9 protein-coding genes are annotated in these 19681 nt (G+C 58.1%); 3 read left to right on the top strand and 6 right to left on the bottom strand.

Going from position 1 to position 19681, the window contains the following annotated elements; all coding sequences use genetic code 11:
- Positions 1 to 447: 447 nt before the first annotated feature.
- From AC5S27_RS18995 to AC5S27_RS18985, 3 genes are all read right to left on the bottom strand, one after another.
- The gene (locus AC5S27_RS18995; protein ID WP_493936131.1) at positions 448 to 873 is read right to left on the bottom strand and encodes a cupin domain-containing protein; all 426 of its coding nucleotides are present in this window, start codon (positions 871 to 873) and stop codon (positions 448 to 450) included.
- A gap of 37 nt (positions 874 to 910) precedes the next feature.
- A complete protein-coding gene (locus AC5S27_RS18990; RefSeq protein ID WP_493936130.1) occupies positions 911 to 2158 on the bottom strand; it encodes a serine hydrolase domain-containing protein in 1248 nt (415 codons plus the stop codon).
- A gap of 174 nt (positions 2159 to 2332) precedes the next feature.
- Entirely contained in the window at positions 2333 to 3385 is a 1053-nt protein-coding gene (locus tag AC5S27_RS18985) for a glycoside hydrolase family 43 protein (protein ID WP_493936129.1), read from the bottom strand.
- A 312-nt stretch (positions 3386 to 3697) separates the two neighbouring features.
- On the opposite strand from AC5S27_RS18985, the gene AC5S27_RS18980 reads away from it, so the two are divergent.
- The 3 genes from AC5S27_RS18980 (at position 3698) to AC5S27_RS18970 (ending at position 14450) form a co-directional block, all read left to right on the top strand.
- Positions 3698 to 7960, top strand: coding sequence for a choice-of-anchor D domain-containing protein (locus tag AC5S27_RS18980; protein ID WP_493936128.1), 4263 nt, complete (start codon positions 3698 to 3700; stop codon positions 7958 to 7960).
- Between the two features lie 120 nt (positions 7961 to 8080).
- Entirely contained in the window at positions 8081 to 11095 is a 3015-nt protein-coding gene (locus AC5S27_RS18975; RefSeq protein ID WP_493936127.1) for a DUF7948 domain-containing protein, read from the top strand.
- 40 nt (positions 11096 to 11135) lie between these two features.
- Positions 11136 to 14450 (top strand): DUF7948 domain-containing protein, encoded by a 3315-nt coding sequence (locus AC5S27_RS18970; protein WP_493936126.1) that lies wholly within the window; start codon positions 11136 to 11138, stop codon positions 14448 to 14450.
- Here AC5S27_RS18970 and AC5S27_RS18965 read toward each other — a convergent pair.
- From AC5S27_RS18965 to AC5S27_RS18955, 3 genes are read right to left on the bottom strand one after another with little or no spacing between them, the layout of a single operon-like run.
- Positions 14447 to 16309, bottom strand: coding sequence for a glycoside hydrolase family 35 protein (locus tag AC5S27_RS18965; protein WP_493936125.1), 1863 nt, complete (start codon positions 16307 to 16309; stop codon positions 14447 to 14449). The genes AC5S27_RS18970 and AC5S27_RS18965 overlap by 4 nt on opposite strands.
- Positions 16309 to 18009 carry an MFS transporter gene (locus AC5S27_RS18960; RefSeq protein WP_493936124.1) on the bottom strand — a complete coding sequence of 567 codons (1701 nt, stop codon included), beginning with the start codon at positions 18007 to 18009 and terminating at the stop codon, positions 16309 to 16311. The genes AC5S27_RS18965 and AC5S27_RS18960 overlap by 1 nt, the downstream gene beginning before the upstream one ends.
- A 60-nt stretch (positions 18010 to 18069) precedes the next feature.
- On the bottom strand, positions 18070 to 19611 hold the full coding sequence (locus AC5S27_RS18955; protein ID WP_493936123.1) for a GDSL-type esterase/lipase family protein: 1542 nt from the start codon (positions 19609 to 19611) through the stop codon (positions 18070 to 18072).
- Positions 19612 to 19681 lie beyond the last annotated feature (70 nt).

Genomic DNA, 19681 nt, shown 5'->3' with positions numbered 1-19681 from the left:
AAGAAGCGGTGACGGAGCTGCTACCTTTCACTGAGGGAACCGTGAAGGTAACTAAATTAGTGGGTACTTTGGAATACAGTAGTAACCATACTGCCGATCGACCGATGTTGCAACCGTTATTTCGTTTAGTTAAGGCGAACCAAGTCGACGAGCGAAGTACTACAGATGGGCTTAGATTAGCACAACGTTCCTTTGTCACAAGGGCCCGTACCTTCGCCATTTGTACGCAAATTCTTCGCTTTCAGGGGCCTTGAACGTTCTGATTTGATCTCTAAATCTCCTGAATTCAGTAGATATGTGTGATTTCGTAGATTGATTTAAATATTTGCATTTCGCCTTCATTCCAGAACAAATGTTTCAGGAATGATATTCCGGATGTCCTCAATCCCGTTTGCGAGCACCGGAATGAGCCCCCGCGTCATTGGGATGCGGACAGGAAACATCAAGCTATGGGTGAATCAGATCCAACTCCGGCAGCAGTACCACGCTTTCCTGCTCGTTCGGATCGGTCCGCGAGATCACGGCGACCACGGGATCGGTGGTGCTTGGGTTGTAGGGCAGATGCGGCATGTCTGCGGGGATGTAGAAGAAATCGCCAGGCTTCACGATGGTGTGATGTTCGAGCTGCTCGCCATGCCAGACGCCGGACTCGCCGCTGAGCGCGTAGATTGCCGTTTCATGCGTCGCGTGCTTATGGGCCTTCGCTCGTCCACCGGGAGGAATCGTTACGAGCTGCATATGAATGCCGTGTGCCCCGACCGTTTCGGCCGAGATGGCGACGTTGTACTGCAGGCCTTGTTTGCCGATGTAGCTTTCACCGGCCTGCAACAGCCTGCAGGATCCGACTGCGGTTCGATTTTCAAGAGCGCTCATGCAGCCGTCTCCTTACCGACCAGTTCCTTCGCGATGCCTATTGTGCATCTTCGACTGAGGCCTCGCCAATCTGCATCACCACGGATCGAACCGCCGCACCCGAGCCATCCGACATCTGCACCAGCTCAATCCGAATCAGGTCATGGGCAGGGTCGATCCAACCTTCGGTGCCAAAGGCTCCGCCGTGGCCGAATGTCCCCGGCGAATGCAGCAGCAGGGTACCCTCCGCCTGATTCACGATCTCAAACGTCAGCCCGTAGCCGGTCCCGCCCAGCCAGCCGGAAGGCTTGACATCCGGGGTGAACACGCGCGTCATCGTTTGAATCGCCTGCCGCGAAAGATAGCGGTGCCCGTCGAGTGTACCGCCGTTCAGCAGCATCTGATAGAAGCGAAAAAGGTCGTCCACGGTGGAGTAGAGACCGAACTCCGGCGCGGGATACACAGCGCCTTTGCGATAGAGGGTGGGATCACCAGCGAGGATTTCAGCACCGGAACGGACAAGCTTTCCGTCGACGTGCTTGTAGACGAGGGCGATGCGGCTGATCTTGTCAGCGGGGGGAAAGTAGAAGGAGTCTTTCATGCCCAGCGGCTTGAGCAGGCGGGAGGTGACAAAGTCCACGTAGCTCTCACCTGACACCACTTCGACGATGCGGCCAAGCGTGGCGATACCCAGATTGCTGTACCGCCAGCGCGAGCCTGGTTCGAAGCGCAGCCGCTCGTGGCCGTAGAACTCAACGGCCTTTGCCAACGGAACCCGAAGCGTATGCTCGTTCTCGGTCAACGCACCGTCTGGATCTCCCGGCAGGCCGGTGGTGTGATCCATCAACTGCCATACGGTGGGCGGGTTGTGCGGACTGTGTGTGATCACGGTGCCGTCGGCCAGCTTCTCTTCGACGAGGATGCCCTTAAACTCGGGCAGGTAGTCTTCGATGGGCTTCCTGAGGTCGAGGCGGCCTTCTTCGACCAGCATCATGGCGGCGACGCCGGTGAAGTTCTTGGTCATGGACATGATTTGAAAGATGCTGTCCTTGGCCATGGGGCGCTTGTCTTCGACATTCGCCCAGCCTGCGGCTCCCTCTGAAACGACCTTACCATGGCGTGCGACGAGCCATGTGGCTCCGGGGACTTTTTGCTGGTCGACCAATTCCTTGAGGCGGGGTCCGATCGTGGCGAGGCGTTCGGCGTCCATTCCGCCGGTTGGCTGTTGCGAGGTAGCGATGCAGGGAAACGTTATCAAAGCACAACTGAGGGCGGCCTTCAGCAAGGCCTCTTGCGAACGCATCATGTGGGTCGACTCTCCGGTGAAGTGCTGGGATGAAAGCGCGGACACACAACAGCATAATCTGGCGGAGCAGCCTGGGGCGATGGCGACGGAGAGATTCGTTGCGAGTCGAGGTCATTCGACGGGAACAACCGGCGGGTATTGCGCAGAATCTGCTGCAGATTCGGGCCTATTCATTCACTTCGACGGTTTGGGGATGGCTGCCTCGGTGGAGAGCGGCTTGCCGAAATTCGGGGTGCCGTCCGGGTTCCAGGTGAACTTCTGCATGCGCGGGGAGCGATGATCGCCGCAGCCTTGCCCGCTTTCCGGATTGGCGTGATAGATGATCCAGTCTTCCTTGCCATCCGGCGACTTGAAGAAGCCGTTGTGACCGGGGCCGAAGACCTTGGCTTCGCGATCCTGCTGGAAGAAGGGATGATCGTACTTGGACCATGCTGCCGGGTCGAGCAGTTTGGCGCCGGATTTGGTGCGGACCACGCCGAGTTCGTAGTAATCGGTCCAGCACGCTGAGCCGGAGTAGACGAGGAAGATGTCAGCGCCATGCTGCAGGATCTCCGGGCCTTCGTTGACGTTGACATGGGGCATGGCGGGGCGGTCGAGGAGGTCGCCGACGTGCTCCCACGGGTACTTCGGGTAGGAGAGCAGGACGCGCGGGGAATCGATGGTGTAGGGGTTCTTGAGGCGGGCGATGTAGATGCGCTGCTCGCCGTCGGAGTCGCCTTCCCATGCGGACCAGACGAGATATTTCTGGCCTTTGTCTTCAAAGGCTGTGGCGTCGATGGCCCACTTGTCGGTCGAGTCGGCGACCTTGCCGCGGAAAGTCCATGCGCCGGTGAGCGGATCGTCGGATGCGTTTTCGATGGCGTAGATGCGGTGATTTTCGTTCACGCCGTCGTCGGCGGCGAAGTAGATATACCACTTACCGTCAAAGCGGTGCAGCTCGGGGGCCCAGAGCTCCTTCGAGTAGGGGCCGGTTGCGGGCGGAGTCCAGACGATCTTCTTCTCGGCGTGGGCCAGGTCGGTGATGTCGGCGGTCTTCCACAGGGTGAGGTTGGCACCGGTTGAGTTCATGTAGTAGTAGAAGCCCTTGTACCCGATGACCCAGGGGTCCGGCCCGGATGCGAGCAGCGGGTTATGGAAGGTCTCGGTGCCCGTTGCTGTCGTCTGGCTGAGGGCGGGCCGGGGCGCGATGATAGCTGCAAAAAGCAGGGTGGCGGCGAGAATCTTCAAGCGAGTTTCCCCTTTACGGCGTCGCCGAGGCTGGCTCCAGGCGGCTTTCAACATCCTATCGCCCGCGTCTGGCGCGGTAATGGTTTTGCCTGCGACCAGGCACGTTACCAGGAATGTTTCTGGCGGTTGAGGCGAAATTCCGCTGGTTTGCGCAGTATAGGCAGGACATTCCGAAATACCGAACCGGCCGCGCACGATTTGCCAGGATGATGCCTGAGCGGAGACCGGCTACGAAGAAAGGTTTTTTCTGACGCCATGGGTTTACTGCGTACTGCTTCCGTCTCCGTTGTTGCCGGTGCAATTGCGATTTGCATGAGTCTTGGCTGTTCTTTCGTGAGTGCGCAGGGGGTGGAACAGGCTACTGTCTCCGGCTATCCGGCGCCAGCGATTCGTATTGTCGAGCGGATTGACGATGCGCGTCTGGTGACGCTTAAGGGGAATACGCATCCGATGGCGCGCGCGGCCAATGATGCTGGGCGGCTGAGCCCGGATGCGCCGATGGGGGATCTGGTGCTGGTGTTGCGCCGTTCACCGGAGCAGCAGGCGGCGTTCGACGCTCTTGTTGCAGGGCAGTACGATCCGAAGTCTTCGAACTACCATCGCTGGCTCACGCCGGATGAGGTTGGGGAGCAGTTTGGGCCGGCGCAGTCGGATGTGGAGGCGATCTCGAACTGGCTGCGCGACCGCGGGTTCGCTATTGATGAGGTGAGCAAAGACCGGCTGTCAATTCGCTTTAGCGGAGTCGCCGGGCAGGTGGAGAGTGCGTTTCATACGCAGATGCACAAACTTGCGGTTAAGACGAAGGGGCAGTTGATCGAACATCATATTGGCAACATGGCCGATCCGCAGATTCCGGCTGCGCTAGCTCCGGTGGTGGTGGGTGTGAAGGCGCTGCATGACTTCTTTCCCAAGCCGCTGCACCGGCTGGGCGGGCAGGTTACGCGCAATGGCGAGACGGGCGAGTGGCGGCGCACTTCGGCGTTGAATGCTCCTGGTTTGGCGGCGCTTGCCCCGCCGGTAACGCGGCCGAAGCCGCAGTTTGGGACGCAGGATGGCTACGGTAATCCGGTCGAGGATGTAGCTCCGTATGACTTTGCCACGATCTATAACGTGCTGCCGCTCTGGAATGCGAGTACGCCGATTGATGGTACGGGGCAGACCATCGCTATCGCGGGTACGAGCAACATCAACCTGGCGGATGTGGCTGCTTTTCGCAGTGCCTTCGGGTTGCCGGCGAAAGTGCCGTCGGTGGTAATCACGAACAACGATCCGGGGGCATGTCCGAGCTTTGCTGCGAGCTGCGCCGGCGACCTGGTTGAGAACACGCTGGATGTGGAGTGGGCGGGTGCGGTGGCCAAGGGCGCATCGATCGTGCTGGTGACGTCTAGCGCGCCGACGCCGACTACGGATGCGCTCTATCTTTCGGAAAGCTACATTGTGCAGAACAAAACCGCGCCGGTGATGAACGTCAGTTACGGCGAGTGCGAACTGGTGCTGGGAACGGGTGGAAACACTCTTTACAAGAATCTCTGGCAGACGGCGGCTTCTGAAGGGATTGCTGTGTTTGTGGCTTCTGGCGACTCTGGTTCGCCGAGCTGCGATCAGGGCTTCGATGCGGTGGATGGCGTGCCGTACCTGGCGCTCTTTGGTGTGTCGGTGAGCGGTATTACTTCGACGCCTTATAACACTTCGGTTGGCGGTACGGACTTCAACTGGGGATCAACGCCGGCGCCTTATTGGAGCAGCGCGAACAATGCGACGACCAAGGCGAGCGCTGCTGGATACATTCCTGAGGTGCCCTGGAACTCTTCGTGCGTAAATCCGCTGGTACTGCCGGTATTGCAGAGCGATGCGGCCTTTCTTGGTATTTCAGGAGTTGTGGATGCCGAGTCGGCGTGCAACTTTGTCGGCGCGAATGCGGCTTCGATCTACACGAACTACGGTGTGGACCTTTCTGGATTGGTGGACACGATCGGTGGTGGCGGCGGAGCTAGCAACTGCGCGACTAACGCAGGAGATGGCAATCCGGCTAACTGCCAGGGCGGCTATGCCAAGCCGAGTTGGCAGGCGAGCGTACTGGGCATTCCCAAGGACGGTGTGCGCGATGTGCCGGACGTGAGCTTCTTTGCTTCGAATGGATTCCTGGGCACGTCGTACCTGATCTGCGTTTCGGCGAGTGGCTCGCCTTGCACGTATTCCGCGACGACGGAGCCGGTGGCGCAGGAGGTTGGCGGTACTTCGGTTGGATCGCCTGCGATGGCTGGCGTGATGGCGCTGATCAATCAGAAGATTGGCACAGCACAAGGGAATCCCAATGCCAATCTCTATGCGCTGGCGGCGCGCGAGAGCTATTCCGCTTGCAGTGCGGAAACGGTGAAGACGGGCAATACCGGCTGCGTCTTCAACGACATTGATAAGGGCACGAATGCGATGGCGTGCCTCAACCCGGCGATCCAACAGACATTCAATTGCGTGGTGACGAATCCGCAGGATGAGGCTGGCATTCTCTCTGGACACAACGCGGGTGTGGGCTATGATCTTACGACCGGGCTGGGGTCGTTGAATGTTGCGAATCTCGCGAACAACTGGCCTACGTCAGCCAATGTCGCTGTTGCCACTTTCTCTCCGACCAGTCTGAGCTTCGCGGCGACTACCGTGAACGTGGCCAGCGCGTCGCAGGCCATCACGCTCAAGAACACGGGCAAGGCTGCACTGGCGGTGAGCGGCATCACCATCGCGGGTGCGAATGCGAGTTCGTTTACGCAGACCAACAACTGCGGAACGAGTTTAGCGGCGGCTGCTTCTTGCACGATCACTGTCACGTTCAAGCCGACGGCAGCTGGCTCACTCACGGCTAGCGTGAGTGTGGCCGACAACGCGTACGGCTCGCCGCAGACCGTCGCATTGAGCGGTACAGGCGTAGCCGCGGCACCGGTGGCAGTGCTCTCGGCGAATTCAATTTCGTTTGGCAGCACTGCAGTAGGAGCGACGAATACTGCGCCGGTCATTACCCTAAGCAATACGGGATCGGGTCCGCTGACGATCTCGAGCATCGGCCTTACGGGCGCCAACGCGTCGTCCTTTACGCAGACCAACACATGCGCAGCGAGTCTTGCAGCAGGAGCCAATTGCTCGATCACGATCGTCTTCAAGCCTATCGTGGCGGGGAGTCTTTCCGCTTCGCTCTCAGTGGCGGACAATGCCAGTGGTTCGCCTCAGGCGCTGGCGTTGACGGGCACGGCAACGGGCGGCAGTACGAAGCCTACAGTGGCGCTTTCGCCTACGAGCCTTACGTTTCCTGCAACGGCTGTGGGGACAACCTCCGCAGCCCAGGTGATTACATTTACCAACACCGGCACGGTTGCGGCCTCAGTGAACTCATTCACCTTTATGGGGACGAATGCAACTTCATTTGTCCTCACGACGAAGACCTGCACCACTTCCTTACCCGCGGGCGCGAACTGCACTCTATCAGTCGCATTCAAACCTGCTGTTGCAGGAGCGCAGACAGCGACTTTCCTTGCCACGGACAACGCCGTCGGTTCACCGCAAACGGTAACACTCAGCGGCAGCACGGCGACGACTGCGCCAACAGTGACCGTTTCTCCTGCGAGCCTGGCATTTGCCTCGACTGCTGTCGGTACAACTTCTTCTGCGCAGGTCGTGACGCTGAAGAATACCGGCACAGTAGCCGCCACAATCACAGGCTTCACGTATTCCGGCACGAACGCAAGTTCATTCGTGACATCGGCACAGACCTGCACCACAACACTTGCTGCTGGCGCCAGTTGCACGGTGTCCGTCGCCTTCAAACCGGCAGCTTCGGGTAATTTGACTGCTACGCTTTCGGCTGCGGATAATGCAGCGAATTCGCCGCAGACAGTGGCGCTGACGGGAACAGCAACCGCCAGCTCCGCCAAGCCGACCGTATCGCTATCCCCTGCGAGCCTGACCTTTCCGGCGACCGCAATCGGAGCCACCTCAGCGGCGCAGGTGATCACGTTCACGAACACGGGGACAGTCGCTGCCTCGGTCAATTCGTTCACCTTCTCCGGCACGAACGCGGCTGCTTTCTCCATTAGTTCGAAGACCTGCACTATCTCGTTGGCCGCAGGTGCAAGCTGCACACTTTCCGTCGTGTTCAAGCCGACTGTTGCAGGAGCCCAGACGGCGTCTTTTCTGGCCACTGACAATGCCGCAGGTTCACCACAAACGATACCTCTCAGTGGAACCACCACGTCAGGAGCCACCACACCGGGTGTGACTTTGTCTCCTTCAACGCTGACATTTCCAGCGACTGCCGTTGGAAGCACCTCAGCGGCACAGATCATAACCTTCAGCAACAAGGGAAGTACGAACGTAAGCGTGAGCTACTTCTCCTTCACGGGGGCCAATGCGAGCTCCTTCGTGATCACGACGAAGACATGCACAATCACGCTGGCCGCCAACACGAGCTGTACCTTGTCTCTTGCCTTGAAGCCAGCCGCGACAGGCGCGCTGACGGCGAATTTTCAAGCAACAGATAACGCCGCCGGATCGCCACAGGTCATGTCTGTGACCGGGACGGGGAAGTAGCCGATGCGCAGTGCAATGGGGAGCGGGATGATGGGAAGGTCAGTTGAATTCATTGGCAGCTGCGGGTTCGCAAATGCGCGATCGCTCGGTCCAGGCAAACGGATAGCTGCAGGTCTGCTGGTGGTCGCATTGACTGCACTAGGTGTGCATGCTCAGAGCACTTCGAGCGCCGCTCGAGCGTCCATTGCTCTTAACTACGGGAAGCTGCCCCTGCGCTTTGAAGCCAACCAGGGACAGACCGATGCGCAGGTGAAGTTCCTCTCGCGCGGCCGTGGCTACGGGCTTTACTTGACTTCGCAGGAAACCGTACTGGCTCTCCGCAAGCGGGCGGGGACGGATGTCATCCGGATGCAGTTGAAGGGCAGCAATCCCGTTACTGTCCCTGTCGGTCAGGAGATATTGCCGGGCACTTCGAATTATCTTCTGGGCAATGATCCGGCAGACTGGCACACGGGGGTCCAGAGCTATGCCAAAGTGCGTTACAAGAGCGTCTATCCCGGCGTGGATCTTGTCTATTACGGCAATCAGCAGCAGCTGGAGTATGACTTTGTAGTTGCTGCGGGTGCAGATCCGGCCCGTATCCAATGGCGATTTGACGGTGCGCGCAGCGTAGCGGTGGAGAGCAACGGCAACCTGGTGATCTCAGCTGCGGATGGCAGCATTGCCTTTCACAAGCCTGAGGTCTATCAACTGGACCACGGTCATCGACAGCATGTGCGTGGGCAGTTCAAGTTATTGGCCGATGGTACGACGGGTTTTGCGCTCGGCAAGTATGACCGTAACAGGGCTCTCATCATCGATCCCACACTTGTGTATTCAACGTATCTAGGCGGCAGCAACTCGGACACGATCTCGGGTATTGCGGTCGACTCCTCGGGCAATGCTTATTTGACAGGCTCGACAGTATCGACCGACTTTCCGGCAACGCCGGGTGTGGTGCAAGCGACAGACAAGGATCTGCGTTCGAGCGCTTTTATCACGAAGCTGAATGCTTCGGGCACAGCGCTGATTTACTCGACCTTCCTGGGCGGATCGGGTGGTCCATCGGGCGGCGAAACAGCCGCTGCAATCGCTGTTGATTCCGCGGGCAATGCCTATGTCACCGGAACAACGTACTCATCGGATTTTCCAACCACAGCGAGCGCCTACCAGAAGACGAATAAGGCGTTCGTCAAGAGTGGATCGACGGGGTTTGTTTCGAAACTGAATCCGGCGGGAACGGCTCTCGTCTACTCGACATTTCTGGGTGGCTCTACGAGCGATCTGGCAACATCTCTGGCGCTCGATTCAGCGGGGGATATTTATGTTGCCGGCAACACGATCTCAACTGACTTTCCAGTTACTTCAGGCGTTTTGCAGACGACCAACAAGTCTGCTCCACACGGCGATCTGACAGCCTTTGTCAGTAAGCTGAATCCGGCTGGATCTGCATTGCTGTATTCGACCTATCTTGGCGGATCACAAGACTTTGTTGCGGCTGGCACAGTGCTGGTGGCGGTCGACGCTGCGGGAGATGCCTATGTCGCAGGTTCATCCTCCGGGACGGATTTTCCAGTGACCGCTGGCGCTTATCAGACGACCAACAAAGGTGTGACTGGCGGAGGATCGAACCTCACCCTTTCGGAGCTTAACCCAACGGCAACGAAGCTGATTTACTCCACGTATCTGGGCGGAAGCGGAGCCGGATATCGCGGCGATGTGGCGAACGGGATGGTTGTCGATAGCGCCGGCAACGTTTATCTGACGGGGACAACATACGAATCCAACTTCCCGGTGACCACGGGCGCATTGATCACAACAAATCAGGAAGCACCCAGCGGGTATTCAACGGGCTTTGTCACCAAGATGAATCCGACCGGCACGGGGCTGGTGTATTCGACTTATCTCGGCGGCAGCGGTGGCCCCGGCGGCGATCGCGCCTACGGGCTTGCCGTTGATAGTACAGGCGATGCCTACGTCTCAGGCTCAACGGCAGCAGGCAATTTCCCGGTGACAAGCAATGCGTATCAGTCCACGAACCTTGCTTCCTTCAATAACGGCGCGGTCGTCTTTCTGTCGGAACTGAATGCAGCGGGCAAGGCGCTCATTTACTCGACCTACTTTGGAGGCGCGTATTCGTTCTCCGATACGGCTTACGGCATCGCACTGGGAAGTGGTGGTGCGGTGTATTTCGCTGGAACCACAAGCGCCAAGGATTTTCCCATAACGCCGGGTGCATACAAGACGGCATTCAACTCACAGAACTTTACGACGGGGTTTGTTGCAAAGCTGGGGACGACGCCAACCACGCTTGCGACTGGTACGACGCTCACCTCCAGCATCAATCCTGCAACGCCGGGAGTGAACTTAACTTTTTCCGCATCAGTCGTTCCCTCAACAGGGACTGGCGTGCCCACAGGGAATGTCGTTTTCAGCATCGATCAAAAGGCGGTAGCGACTGTGGCTTTGAACAGCAAAGGCTATGCCAACTACACGACGACGACCCCACTGGCGCTGGGGCAGCACGCAATCCTGGCGACTTATGCGGGAAGCACGACGTATTCGGCCAGTGGTGGCAATATCACGGAGAACATTGTCGCTGCCATTCCTGCGATTAGGCCGGCGAGCGGTATCTATCCAGCGGCGCAACTGGTGACGATTACCGATCCGACGCCGGGTGCGGTGCTGTACTACACGACGGACGGCACGGTGCCGACGACGAGTTCGACGAAGTACACGGCACCAATCGTAGTGAGCGTGTCGACGTCGATACGCGCTGTGGCGGTTGTCAATGGCGCGTCGAACAGTGTTCCGGCGACGGCGACATATCAGCTGTTGACGGCACCGTATGTGCTCGCTGTGCCGGCGTCTGCTGTCAGCACCCCCAAAGCTACGTTGAATGGTCTGGTGAACGGCTATGGGTATGCCGGGAGTTACTACTTTCAATACGGCACGAGCGCGACGGCGCTGACGAGCAGCACTGCGAAGACGGCACTTAGCTCCTCGGGGCTTGGCAGCAAGCTGGTTTTCGCGCCGGTCTACGTAAGCGCAACGCTGACCAATCTGGCAAGCAAGACGACTTACTACTACCAGGTGGTAGTGACTACGCCTGGCGGTACAAGCTCTGGCGCGGTGTTGAGCTTTACGACGAATTAGCAAACCGATGATGCGGCTGTTGGCAGCACAGGAGAGCAGGATGTTGACACGGGTTGAGTTATTGCAGGTGCGTTGGAATTTGCGAGTCTTGGTGGTTTCCGGAGCAATGGTGCTGGCATGCGTTGCGGGCAAGGCTTCCGCGCCCGTCGCTGAATCCAATGCTGCGGCTTCTAGTTCAGTTGGGCGGGCTAAGGTCGTGCAGGATTATCGCAACTTGCCTCTTAGTTTCGAGGCGAATCAGGGGCAGGCGGATGCGCGGGCGAAGTTCTTTGCGCGGGGAAGTGGCTATGGGCTCTATCTCACGGGGCATGAGGCTGTCCTGGCACTACGCAAGGCGATTCCGGTACGCGGCCCAGCAGCGCCGAAGCAACGATTGAGCCCATTGGGCATTGCTATGACACAATCGACAGCGACGACAGCGCACCATACTGAGGGTGCAGTGGAGGCCTCGATACATCCGACTTCGACACCGCAAGAGTATGCAGTTGATGTGATTCGCATGCAGTTGGCAGGTGCGAGTTTGACTGCTGTACCTGTGGGCGAAAACCAGTTGCCTGGGACAGTCAACTACTTCCTTGGAAAAGATCCGACGAAGTGGCACAGCGCAGTTCCAACGTATCGCAAGGTGCGCTACTCCGGCGTCTACCCCGGCGTGGATCTTGTGTATTACGGTAACCAACAGCAGCTTGAATATGACTTCGTTGTCGCGCCGGGGGCGAGCCCATCGCCAATCCGGCTGCACTTTGCGGGAGCGAAGAAGTTGACGGTTAGCCCGGAGGGTGATCTGGCGATCGAATCCGCGAATGGCACGATCGTCTTTCGCAGGCCGGTGGTGTATCAAGGGGTTGAAGACGAGCGAAAGCTGGTTGCGGGTTCGTTCCATCTGATGCCAGACAACTCCGTCGGATTTACATTGGGCCGGTACGATCACAGCAAGGCTCTCGTCATTGACCCCATACTGGCTTACTCAACGTTCTTTGGTGGAACCAACACTGACTTTGTTGTTGCGGTCACCGCCGATGCTGCAGGAAACGCATACGTCACGGGGCTTACAGCTTCCTCTGACTTTCCGCTCACAGCTGGGGCATTTCAGGCGATTGACTATGCGACGCCTACAAGTGGAGTGAGCACTGCATTCATCTCGAAGCTGAACGCATCGGGAACGGCGCTTCTCTACTCCACATTCATCGGAGGCGCGGGCGTTCCGGAGACACTTCACAACCAAGGCGACTATGGCAAGGCGATCGCCGTCGATGCTGCGGGCAATGCCTACATCACGGGATATACGTATTCGTCGAATTTTCCGGTGACAAGCGGCGCGTTTCAGGTTACAAACAAGGCCGCCGCAGGCAATCTGGCGACTGGCTTTGTAACCAAGCTGAACCCATCGGGGACAGCGCTCGTGTACTCAACGTATCTGGGTGGAAGTGTGCTTGACCAGCTCACCAGCATAGCTTTGGACGCCAGCGGCAATGCATATATCGCCGGAGTTACTGCTTCCACGGACTATCCGGTGACGAGCGGAGTTGTTCAGACTGCAAACAAGTCAGCTGTTACGAATGGATTCAACTACGTGGTCACGAAAGTGAATCCAAGCGGATCCGGACTGGTTTATTCGACCTATCTTGGTGGCTCTAATGACAACGCGAGCGGCGATGGATCGATCTACTGGACCAATCCAATCGTGGTGGATAAATCGGGAAATGCCTACGTGGCGGGCTTTACTACATCCGGAAATTTTCCGGTGACCGCGGGCGCGTATCAGACGACAAACAAGAGTGGTGGGTACTCAGCAACGGTTTCTAAACTCAATCCGACGGCGACTGCACTGCTCTACTCCACGTATCTTGGCGGTACGTCAGGGGGCGGTGGGACGACGATTCCGGAGGGGCTTGCCGTGGACAACGCGGGAAATGCCTACGTTGCCGGCTACACGTCCGAAACTGATTTTCCCGTTACTACAGGCGCATTCCAGACGAAGAACAAGGCTTATACAAATACGACTTACTCAGCGGACGTGAACCAGAACGGGTTTATCACGAAGCTCAATCCGACGGGAACAGCTTTGGTGTACTCGACATATCTGGGCGGCACGACCGGTCCCTGGGGCGGAGACCAGATTTATGATCTGGCATTGGATAGCGCTGGCGATGCCTATGTCACCGGGTCTGCCATGTCCGCAGATTTCCCTGTGACCGCGAACGCATATCAGTCGAAGAACAACGGCGCGACGCACTGCTGTGACTACACGACATACACCTCGAACGCCTTTCTGACGGAGATGAATCCGACGGGTACTGGCTTGATTTACTCAACTTACCTCGGCGGTGGGGGTACGCAGAATATCAATGGACCGGGTGGCTTTGGCGATACTGCTTACGGGCTGGGTCTGGGCGCAAATGGCAATGTGTATATCGTGGGATTTACGACGTCGCCTACTTTCCCAGTGACGGCCGGGGCATTCAACACGACCTACAAGACTCAGGAGAATCCTGGCTTCATCGCGAATTTCGATCTTGGCACTACGCCCGCAACCAAGGACACGCTGACAACGCTTGCGGCGAGCGCCAATAAGGTTGTGCCTGGAACATCGGTGACATTTACAGCCACTGTTGCACCTGCTTCCGGCACGGGAACTCCTACGGGTAACGTCGTCTTCAGCATCGATGAAGCTACCGTGGCGACGGTCGCGCTGAGCGCGGGGAAGGCAACTTATACCACCGCCAGTTTGGTTGCGGGAGCACACTATGTACTGGCGACGTACACCGGCAGTACGACGTATGACGCCAGCGGCGATGGCTTGAACGAGGAAGTGATTCCGATCACGCCGGTGATCAAGCCGGCGACGGGAACCTATACATCGCAGCAGACTGTTACGCTGACCGATGCAACGCCGGGAGCGGTTTTGTATTACACATTGGACGGCACGACGCCGAGTGTGTTTGCGACGCAATACACAGCGCCGATCATCGTGAATACGACGAAGACAGTGAAGGCGATTGCAGTCTCGCGGCATGATGCTGATAGCGCCGTCGTAACTGCGACCTATTCGTTGATTGGCGCGCCGTCAGTTCTCGCTGGTCCAGCGACGGCGATAGGCGCGGGTGGAGCGACTCTCAACGCGTTTGTAAATACGAGCGGAGTCGCCGGCACCTATTACTTCCAATACGGGATCAACAGCGCAGCTCTTACGTCGAGCACAACAAAGGCGAATCTCGCTGCTTCATCTACACGAGTGCAGCCAACGGTTGCGATCACTGGACTCGCTTCGAAGACAACCTACTATTTTCGAATTGTGGTGACCACTGTTGGCGGAACTGTGACTGGCGATGTGCTTAGCTTCACCACCAACTAGGGTTTCTGGACAGCAGGCCAGATCGGGTCTTTCATGCCGCTGAGTGATGGCCGTGCGAGGTCGGTATAGTCGAAGACTACGATCTCGTTGCGGCCTGGCTTCAGCCATGCTGCTGGCAGGTACAGCGAGTACTGCGGGCCGATATCCCAGACACGGCCGAGATTGTGTCCGTTGACCCAGACGAAGCCTTTGCTAAGCTTGCGAGTATCGAGAAAAGTATCGCCAACACTGGTCAAAGTGAACGAGCCGCGATGGAAGGCTGGGCCTTTCATGCTGCTCGGTTGCCAGTGCGCGATGAAGTCTGGCGAGGTCATGGGCAGATTGTAGACTTCCCAACCAGTGAGCTTCTTGTCGCCGAGGCTGACCGAGTCAGTAATTCCGGCGCGGCCGTCCTGCAGGTGCGGCCCAAAGTTCACTCGGCCGGTGTTCTCGACCAGGATGTCGAGTGTTGGGTTGCCAGCAGGGACGGTCAGTTGCAGCGGTGGCTCAGTGAGGCGATGGTCTCGCGTCGCGACAAGCTTCTGGTTGATGTAGACAGCTGCATAGTCGCGGAGTTCATCGATTTTCAACTCGCCGGATTGCGGGCCTGTGACTTCGGTGCGATAGAGGATGTAGCCGTAAGCCTGGCCGAATGCTTCCATCGGCTTTGGTACTTCAGACGCGATGGCTTCAGGCAGGTTGCCCCAGAGCGAGGCCGACTCGTCTAGCGAGAACTCGGGCACTGCAATGAACGGTGTGGGCTCGGGCAGCGGTGGCGGAGTGATGCCGGTGTGCTTCTGGATCACGTCGCGCAGCAAGTAGAACTTCTTCGTCGGGCGGCCTGATTCATCGAGGGCTGCGTCGTAATCGTAGCTGGTGGTCTGCGGAGCGTAGTGGCCTTTCGGGCCGTCCTGGAAATTCGCGCCATTCATGAAGCCGAAGCTGGTGCCGCCGTGAAACATGTAGAGGTTGAAGGAGTAGCCCTGCTCGAGCATCCAGTCGATCTCTTTGGCCTGTTGCTCAGCGTCAGTGTGCACGTGCTGCTTGTCGCCGTACGCGTCAAACCAGCCGTCCCAATACTCGCCGGTCATGCGTGGGCCGGCGAAGCCTGCGCCTGCGGGACGAAACTTCAGCAGCTTGGCGAACTCGCCTTTGGCCTCACCGGGACCGAAGTTGATGACGGCGAGGATGCCGGGAAGCACATCGTTCTTGAGTTGGTCTGCGCCGTCTGAGGTGTAAAAGAGCGCGCCGCCAGCTGGGCCAAAGCCTGCGCGAATGAGCGACTGGTGGATGTCTTCCATGTAAACGCGGTCACTGCCGAAGGAGCCGTATTCATTCTCGATCTGCACGGCGATGATGGGGCCGCCGTTCTTTACTTGCAATGGCGCGAGCTCTTGGCCGACGCGCGCGATGTAGCGGTCAGCCGCGGCTAGGAACTTAGGGTCTTGCGTACGCACCTTGACGCTTGTATCGGCGAAGAGCCACGCGGGATAGCCGCCTGCTTCCCACTCCGCGCAGACGTATGGGCCGGGGCGCACGATGACGTTCAAACCCTCCTTTTGCGCTTCACGGACGAACTCTGCGATATCGAGCTGGCCACTGAAGTCGAAGATACCGGGCTTTGGTTCATGCAGGTTCCAGAAGATGTAGGTTTCGACGGTGTTGAGGCCCATGGCGCGGGCCTTCTTCAGGCGATCACGCCAGTAAGCGCGAGGCACGCGCGCGTAGTGGATGGTGCCGGAGAGAATCTGGTAGGGCTTGCCATCGCGGATGAAGTGTTCGCCGTCAATCGTAATGGGATGTGACTCAGCAAGTGCAGCCATCACAAAGCCAGATATGAGTATTGCGGCAAAAATAGGTGCAAGGATGCGGGTCTTCATCAGGCTGCACCTTTCTCGAAGTAGATCTCGATCTCTTCAAGCGATTTGCCCTTTGTTTCCGGCACGAGGAACAAAGCGGTAAGGAAATAGAGAATGGTGCATCCAGCCCAGAAGAAGAACATTGCGAAGTATCCGTAGTGACCTACGACCGGAAGGAAGACTCCGGCGATGCCCGTCGAGATGCCCTGGTTCAACAGCAGCGCGATGCCCATGCCGAGAGCGCGGATGCGTGTGGGCATAAGTTCCGAAAGCATGAGCCAGACGACCACTCCAGGGCCGCATGCGTATGAAGAGATGAAGATAGCCAGACATGCGGTGATGAGCCATCCTGTGGTCTCAGTGGGGACAGGACCGTATTGCGCGCGTTTTAGAACGATAGTTCCGGTTGCAGTTGCAGAGGACGCCTTCGCGGGCTTCTCGAAGTTGATCTTCAGCGTCGGGTCGGTGTCATTACTCAGAATAGTAGCGACCTTATCGCCTTCGCCGGCGTCATAGAGCACGGTCAACACCATCGGGCGTCCGTTGACTGCCGGACCGAATGTTGCGGCGTTCACGGGTAGAGCAATGGCTTGATGACCGTCACCGGCGTGCTGCTGCACAATGCTTAGAACGTCATTGCGCTGCGCTTCAACGTTGTAGAAGATGATGCCCGCTGCCAAGCAGGCGAGGACGATGCCGCCTGTTCCGAGGTTAAGCAGGAACTTGCGCCCGCGACGGTCAACGAGAGCCACTCCCACGACCGTCATGATGCAATTCAGAAATTTCACGACAAGATCGCCCTGCGTAGCATGGCCGGGATTCATGCCCGCCTGTTTGAGGATGATGACCAGATAGCCGAGGACGGAGTTGATGCCGGTCGTCTGATTGAGCGAAAGGATCACACAGGCAAGAAGGAAGGGAATGACATACTTGCGCCGCAAGAGCGAACCAGATGCGGCATTGGTCTTGTTCTGCTGCGTGAGGACCTGCATCTCACGCATTTCGCTCTCTGCTTCATCTTCTGAGACAGCACGGCGCAACGCAGTCATGGCTCGGTCAGTCTTGCCTTTCCGTAGCAGCCAGCGTGGCGATTCACTGAGGAAGAAGGAGCCGAGGAAAAAGATGAGCCCTGGATAGATGACGGAGAGAAACATGCCGCGCCAGGCGTGATTCTGCGCGGCACGAATCAGGTCAGCATTGCCCATGGCTGCCGCGATCGATGCTTCTGCCTGGCGCGTGTAGAAAAAGCCAGTCAACGCGGCGATCACGATGCCGAAGGTGAGCATGAACTGGAAGATGGCAGTGCCCGCGCCACGGCGTTTGGAGCTGAGGCATTCAGCGAGATAGAGCGGCACGACGACCGCAATCACGCCTCCGCTCATGCCTTGCAACAGGCGTCCGATGAGGAGAGAGTAGAAGTCCTGCGACGCGACGATGAGGCCGACACTCGAAACGAACATCAGTCCGCTGACGATCATCATGGTCTTGCGGCCAAACCAGTCTGCAAAGACTCCGGCGACAAGTGATGAAGCCATGCCGCCGCCAAGGACTGCGGCAACCAGGATCGAGGTCTGTTCGATGGAGAGGCTGATGGTCTTGTCAAGATAGAGCAGGGCCGCGGTAATGATGCCAACGTCAATGCCGTAGAGGAGGCCGCCCATGCCTGCGATGAAGAGCAGATACCTGCCGTAGAGAATGGTGTTGCGCGGAGTGCTGGGCATTCGGGTGATCCTCCAAGGGAATAATGGCTGAAGCACAGAGTGTAGCTGACTTTACCGGAACTACTGGATTGACTGGCGAATCCCGGCTTCAATCAGGGCTTTGGCCCAGATCGCGTAGCCTTCGTCGGTGGGATGAGTGCCGTCGTTCATGAGTGCGGTGGGAAGCGTTCCGTCGGGAGTGAGGAACCTATTGCCGATGTCGAGGAAGGTTGTGTTGGCTGCGCCTTCGAGAGCTTTCGACAGAAGCATGTTGACGCGTGTGATGCGAGGGCGGAAGTAGTTGTCTGCGCCGAAGCCACGCGGGAAGATGCCCATGACGAGGATGCGGCTTTCGGGGCTTCTGCGGTGCACTTCGTGATGGATGGCGAGGATGGCCTGGACGATCTCTTCGGGGGTGTTGCTGCGGGCATTCTGCGTGGGTGTTAGGTTGTTGGTGCCGATGTTGATGACGACTGTTTTTGGATGAAGGCCTTCGAATTCGCCTTGATTCAAGCGCCATAGAACGTTCTGCGTGCGGTCCCAGCCATAGCCCATGTTCAGTACGCGCAGGCCGCCGAAGGCTGTCTGCCAGGACTTCGGGCCGTTGACGTGCGGGCCTTTGGGCTCGCCTCCCCAGAAGTGGGTGATGGAGTCGCCGATGAGGACGATTTGGGGATCGATCTTGTGCTGCACATCGAGGATTTCCTGGTGGCGTTTGTACCAGTCGTAGGAATCCATCTCGAGGCGCGGCACGGGGATGAGCGCTGAGTTGATGTCACGCATCGAGGCGAGATGAGCGCGCGAGGGATCGTTCATCAGCTTCACCAGCGTTGGCTCAATGGCTTCGGCCATGAGGCGCTGGCCTATGGTGTCCGGGTGCAGCGGCTTGGGGTGCCAGGAGAGGCGCGGGTCGTAGTAGATGGCTTCGTTGAGCTTGCCGGCATTTGGACCGTCGTGCTGGAAGAAGATGCTGCCGATGTCAAGATAGGTTACGCGCGAGTCTGCCGTGCCTGAGGATGGGCCGTATTTTGCTGCCAGGTAGACGTTGATCTCGTTGTTCTCTTCGACGACCTTGTCGAGAACTCCGCTGGGCAGGATGCCGAGCAGGAGGATCTTCGTGTCGGGCAGTTTGGCATTGAGCTTTTCGATGACGGCATCGATGCCGGCCTTGGTGTCGTCAGCGGACTCGATTTTGAAGCCAGTGTTGTTCGTGCCGATAAGGACTACGGCGGCGTAGGGATGGATCCCGTCGACTTCGCCATGGTCGAGCCGCCAGAGGACATTCTCTGTAGCGTCCCCGCTGTAGCCAAGGTTGAGGGCTTTGCGCGGTGCGTAGAACTGCTGCCAGATGGGCTGGAAGTTCTCGTCGGGCGGATCGGCTTTCTCGTAGTTCTGCGTGATGGAGTCGCCGACCATGATGAGGCCGATGTCGGGGTTGCTCTTGATCTCGGCGAGGATGGCCGCGTGGCGCTTCGCCCACCAGTCTTCCTTCAGGCGGTCGGTGGGAATGATGGCAGGATTGGCGTGCACTGGTGCCGGTGATTGACTGGCTGCGTGGTGCGGAAATATTGCGGCAAAGGCGAGGAATGCCGTTGCGGCCAGTAGCGGCTTGCAGAAATGCATGAGGGCGTCTCCCACAACAGCTTACTCAACTTGTGCGGCGAACTGGCAAACCAAACTTGCAAATCAGACT

This window comes from Acidicapsa borealis (genome assembly GCF_059115245.1).
The sequence above is the reverse complement of the archived record's forward strand: the minus strand, read 5'-3'. Positions and strand labels throughout refer to the sequence as shown.

What these genes read in the sequence shown, in the direction of transcription:
- AC5S27_RS18995 (WP_493936131.1), bottom strand. Translation starts at nt 873, where the DNA reads ATGAGCGCTCTTGAAAATCGAACCGCAGTCGGATCCTGCAGGCTGTTG.
- AC5S27_RS18990 (WP_493936130.1), bottom strand. Translation starts at nt 2,158, where the DNA reads ATGATGCGTTCGCAAGAGGCCTTGCTGAAGGCCGCCCTCAGTTGTGCT.
- AC5S27_RS18980 (WP_493936128.1), top strand. Translation starts at nt 3,698, where the DNA reads ATGAGTCTTGGCTGTTCTTTCGTGAGTGCGCAGGGGGTGGAACAGGCT.
- AC5S27_RS18970 (WP_493936126.1), top strand. Translation starts at nt 11,136, where the DNA reads ATGTTGACACGGGTTGAGTTATTGCAGGTGCGTTGGAATTTGCGAGTC.
- AC5S27_RS18965 (WP_493936125.1), bottom strand. Translation starts at nt 16,309, where the DNA reads ATGAAGACCCGCATCCTTGCACCTATTTTTGCCGCAATACTCATATCT.
- AC5S27_RS18960 (WP_493936124.1), bottom strand. Translation starts at nt 18,009, where the DNA reads ATGCCCAGCACTCCGCGCAACACCATTCTCTACGGCAGGTATCTGCTC.
- AC5S27_RS18955 (WP_493936123.1), bottom strand. Translation starts at nt 19,611, where the DNA reads ATGCATTTCTGCAAGCCGCTACTGGCCGCAACGGCATTCCTCGCCTTT.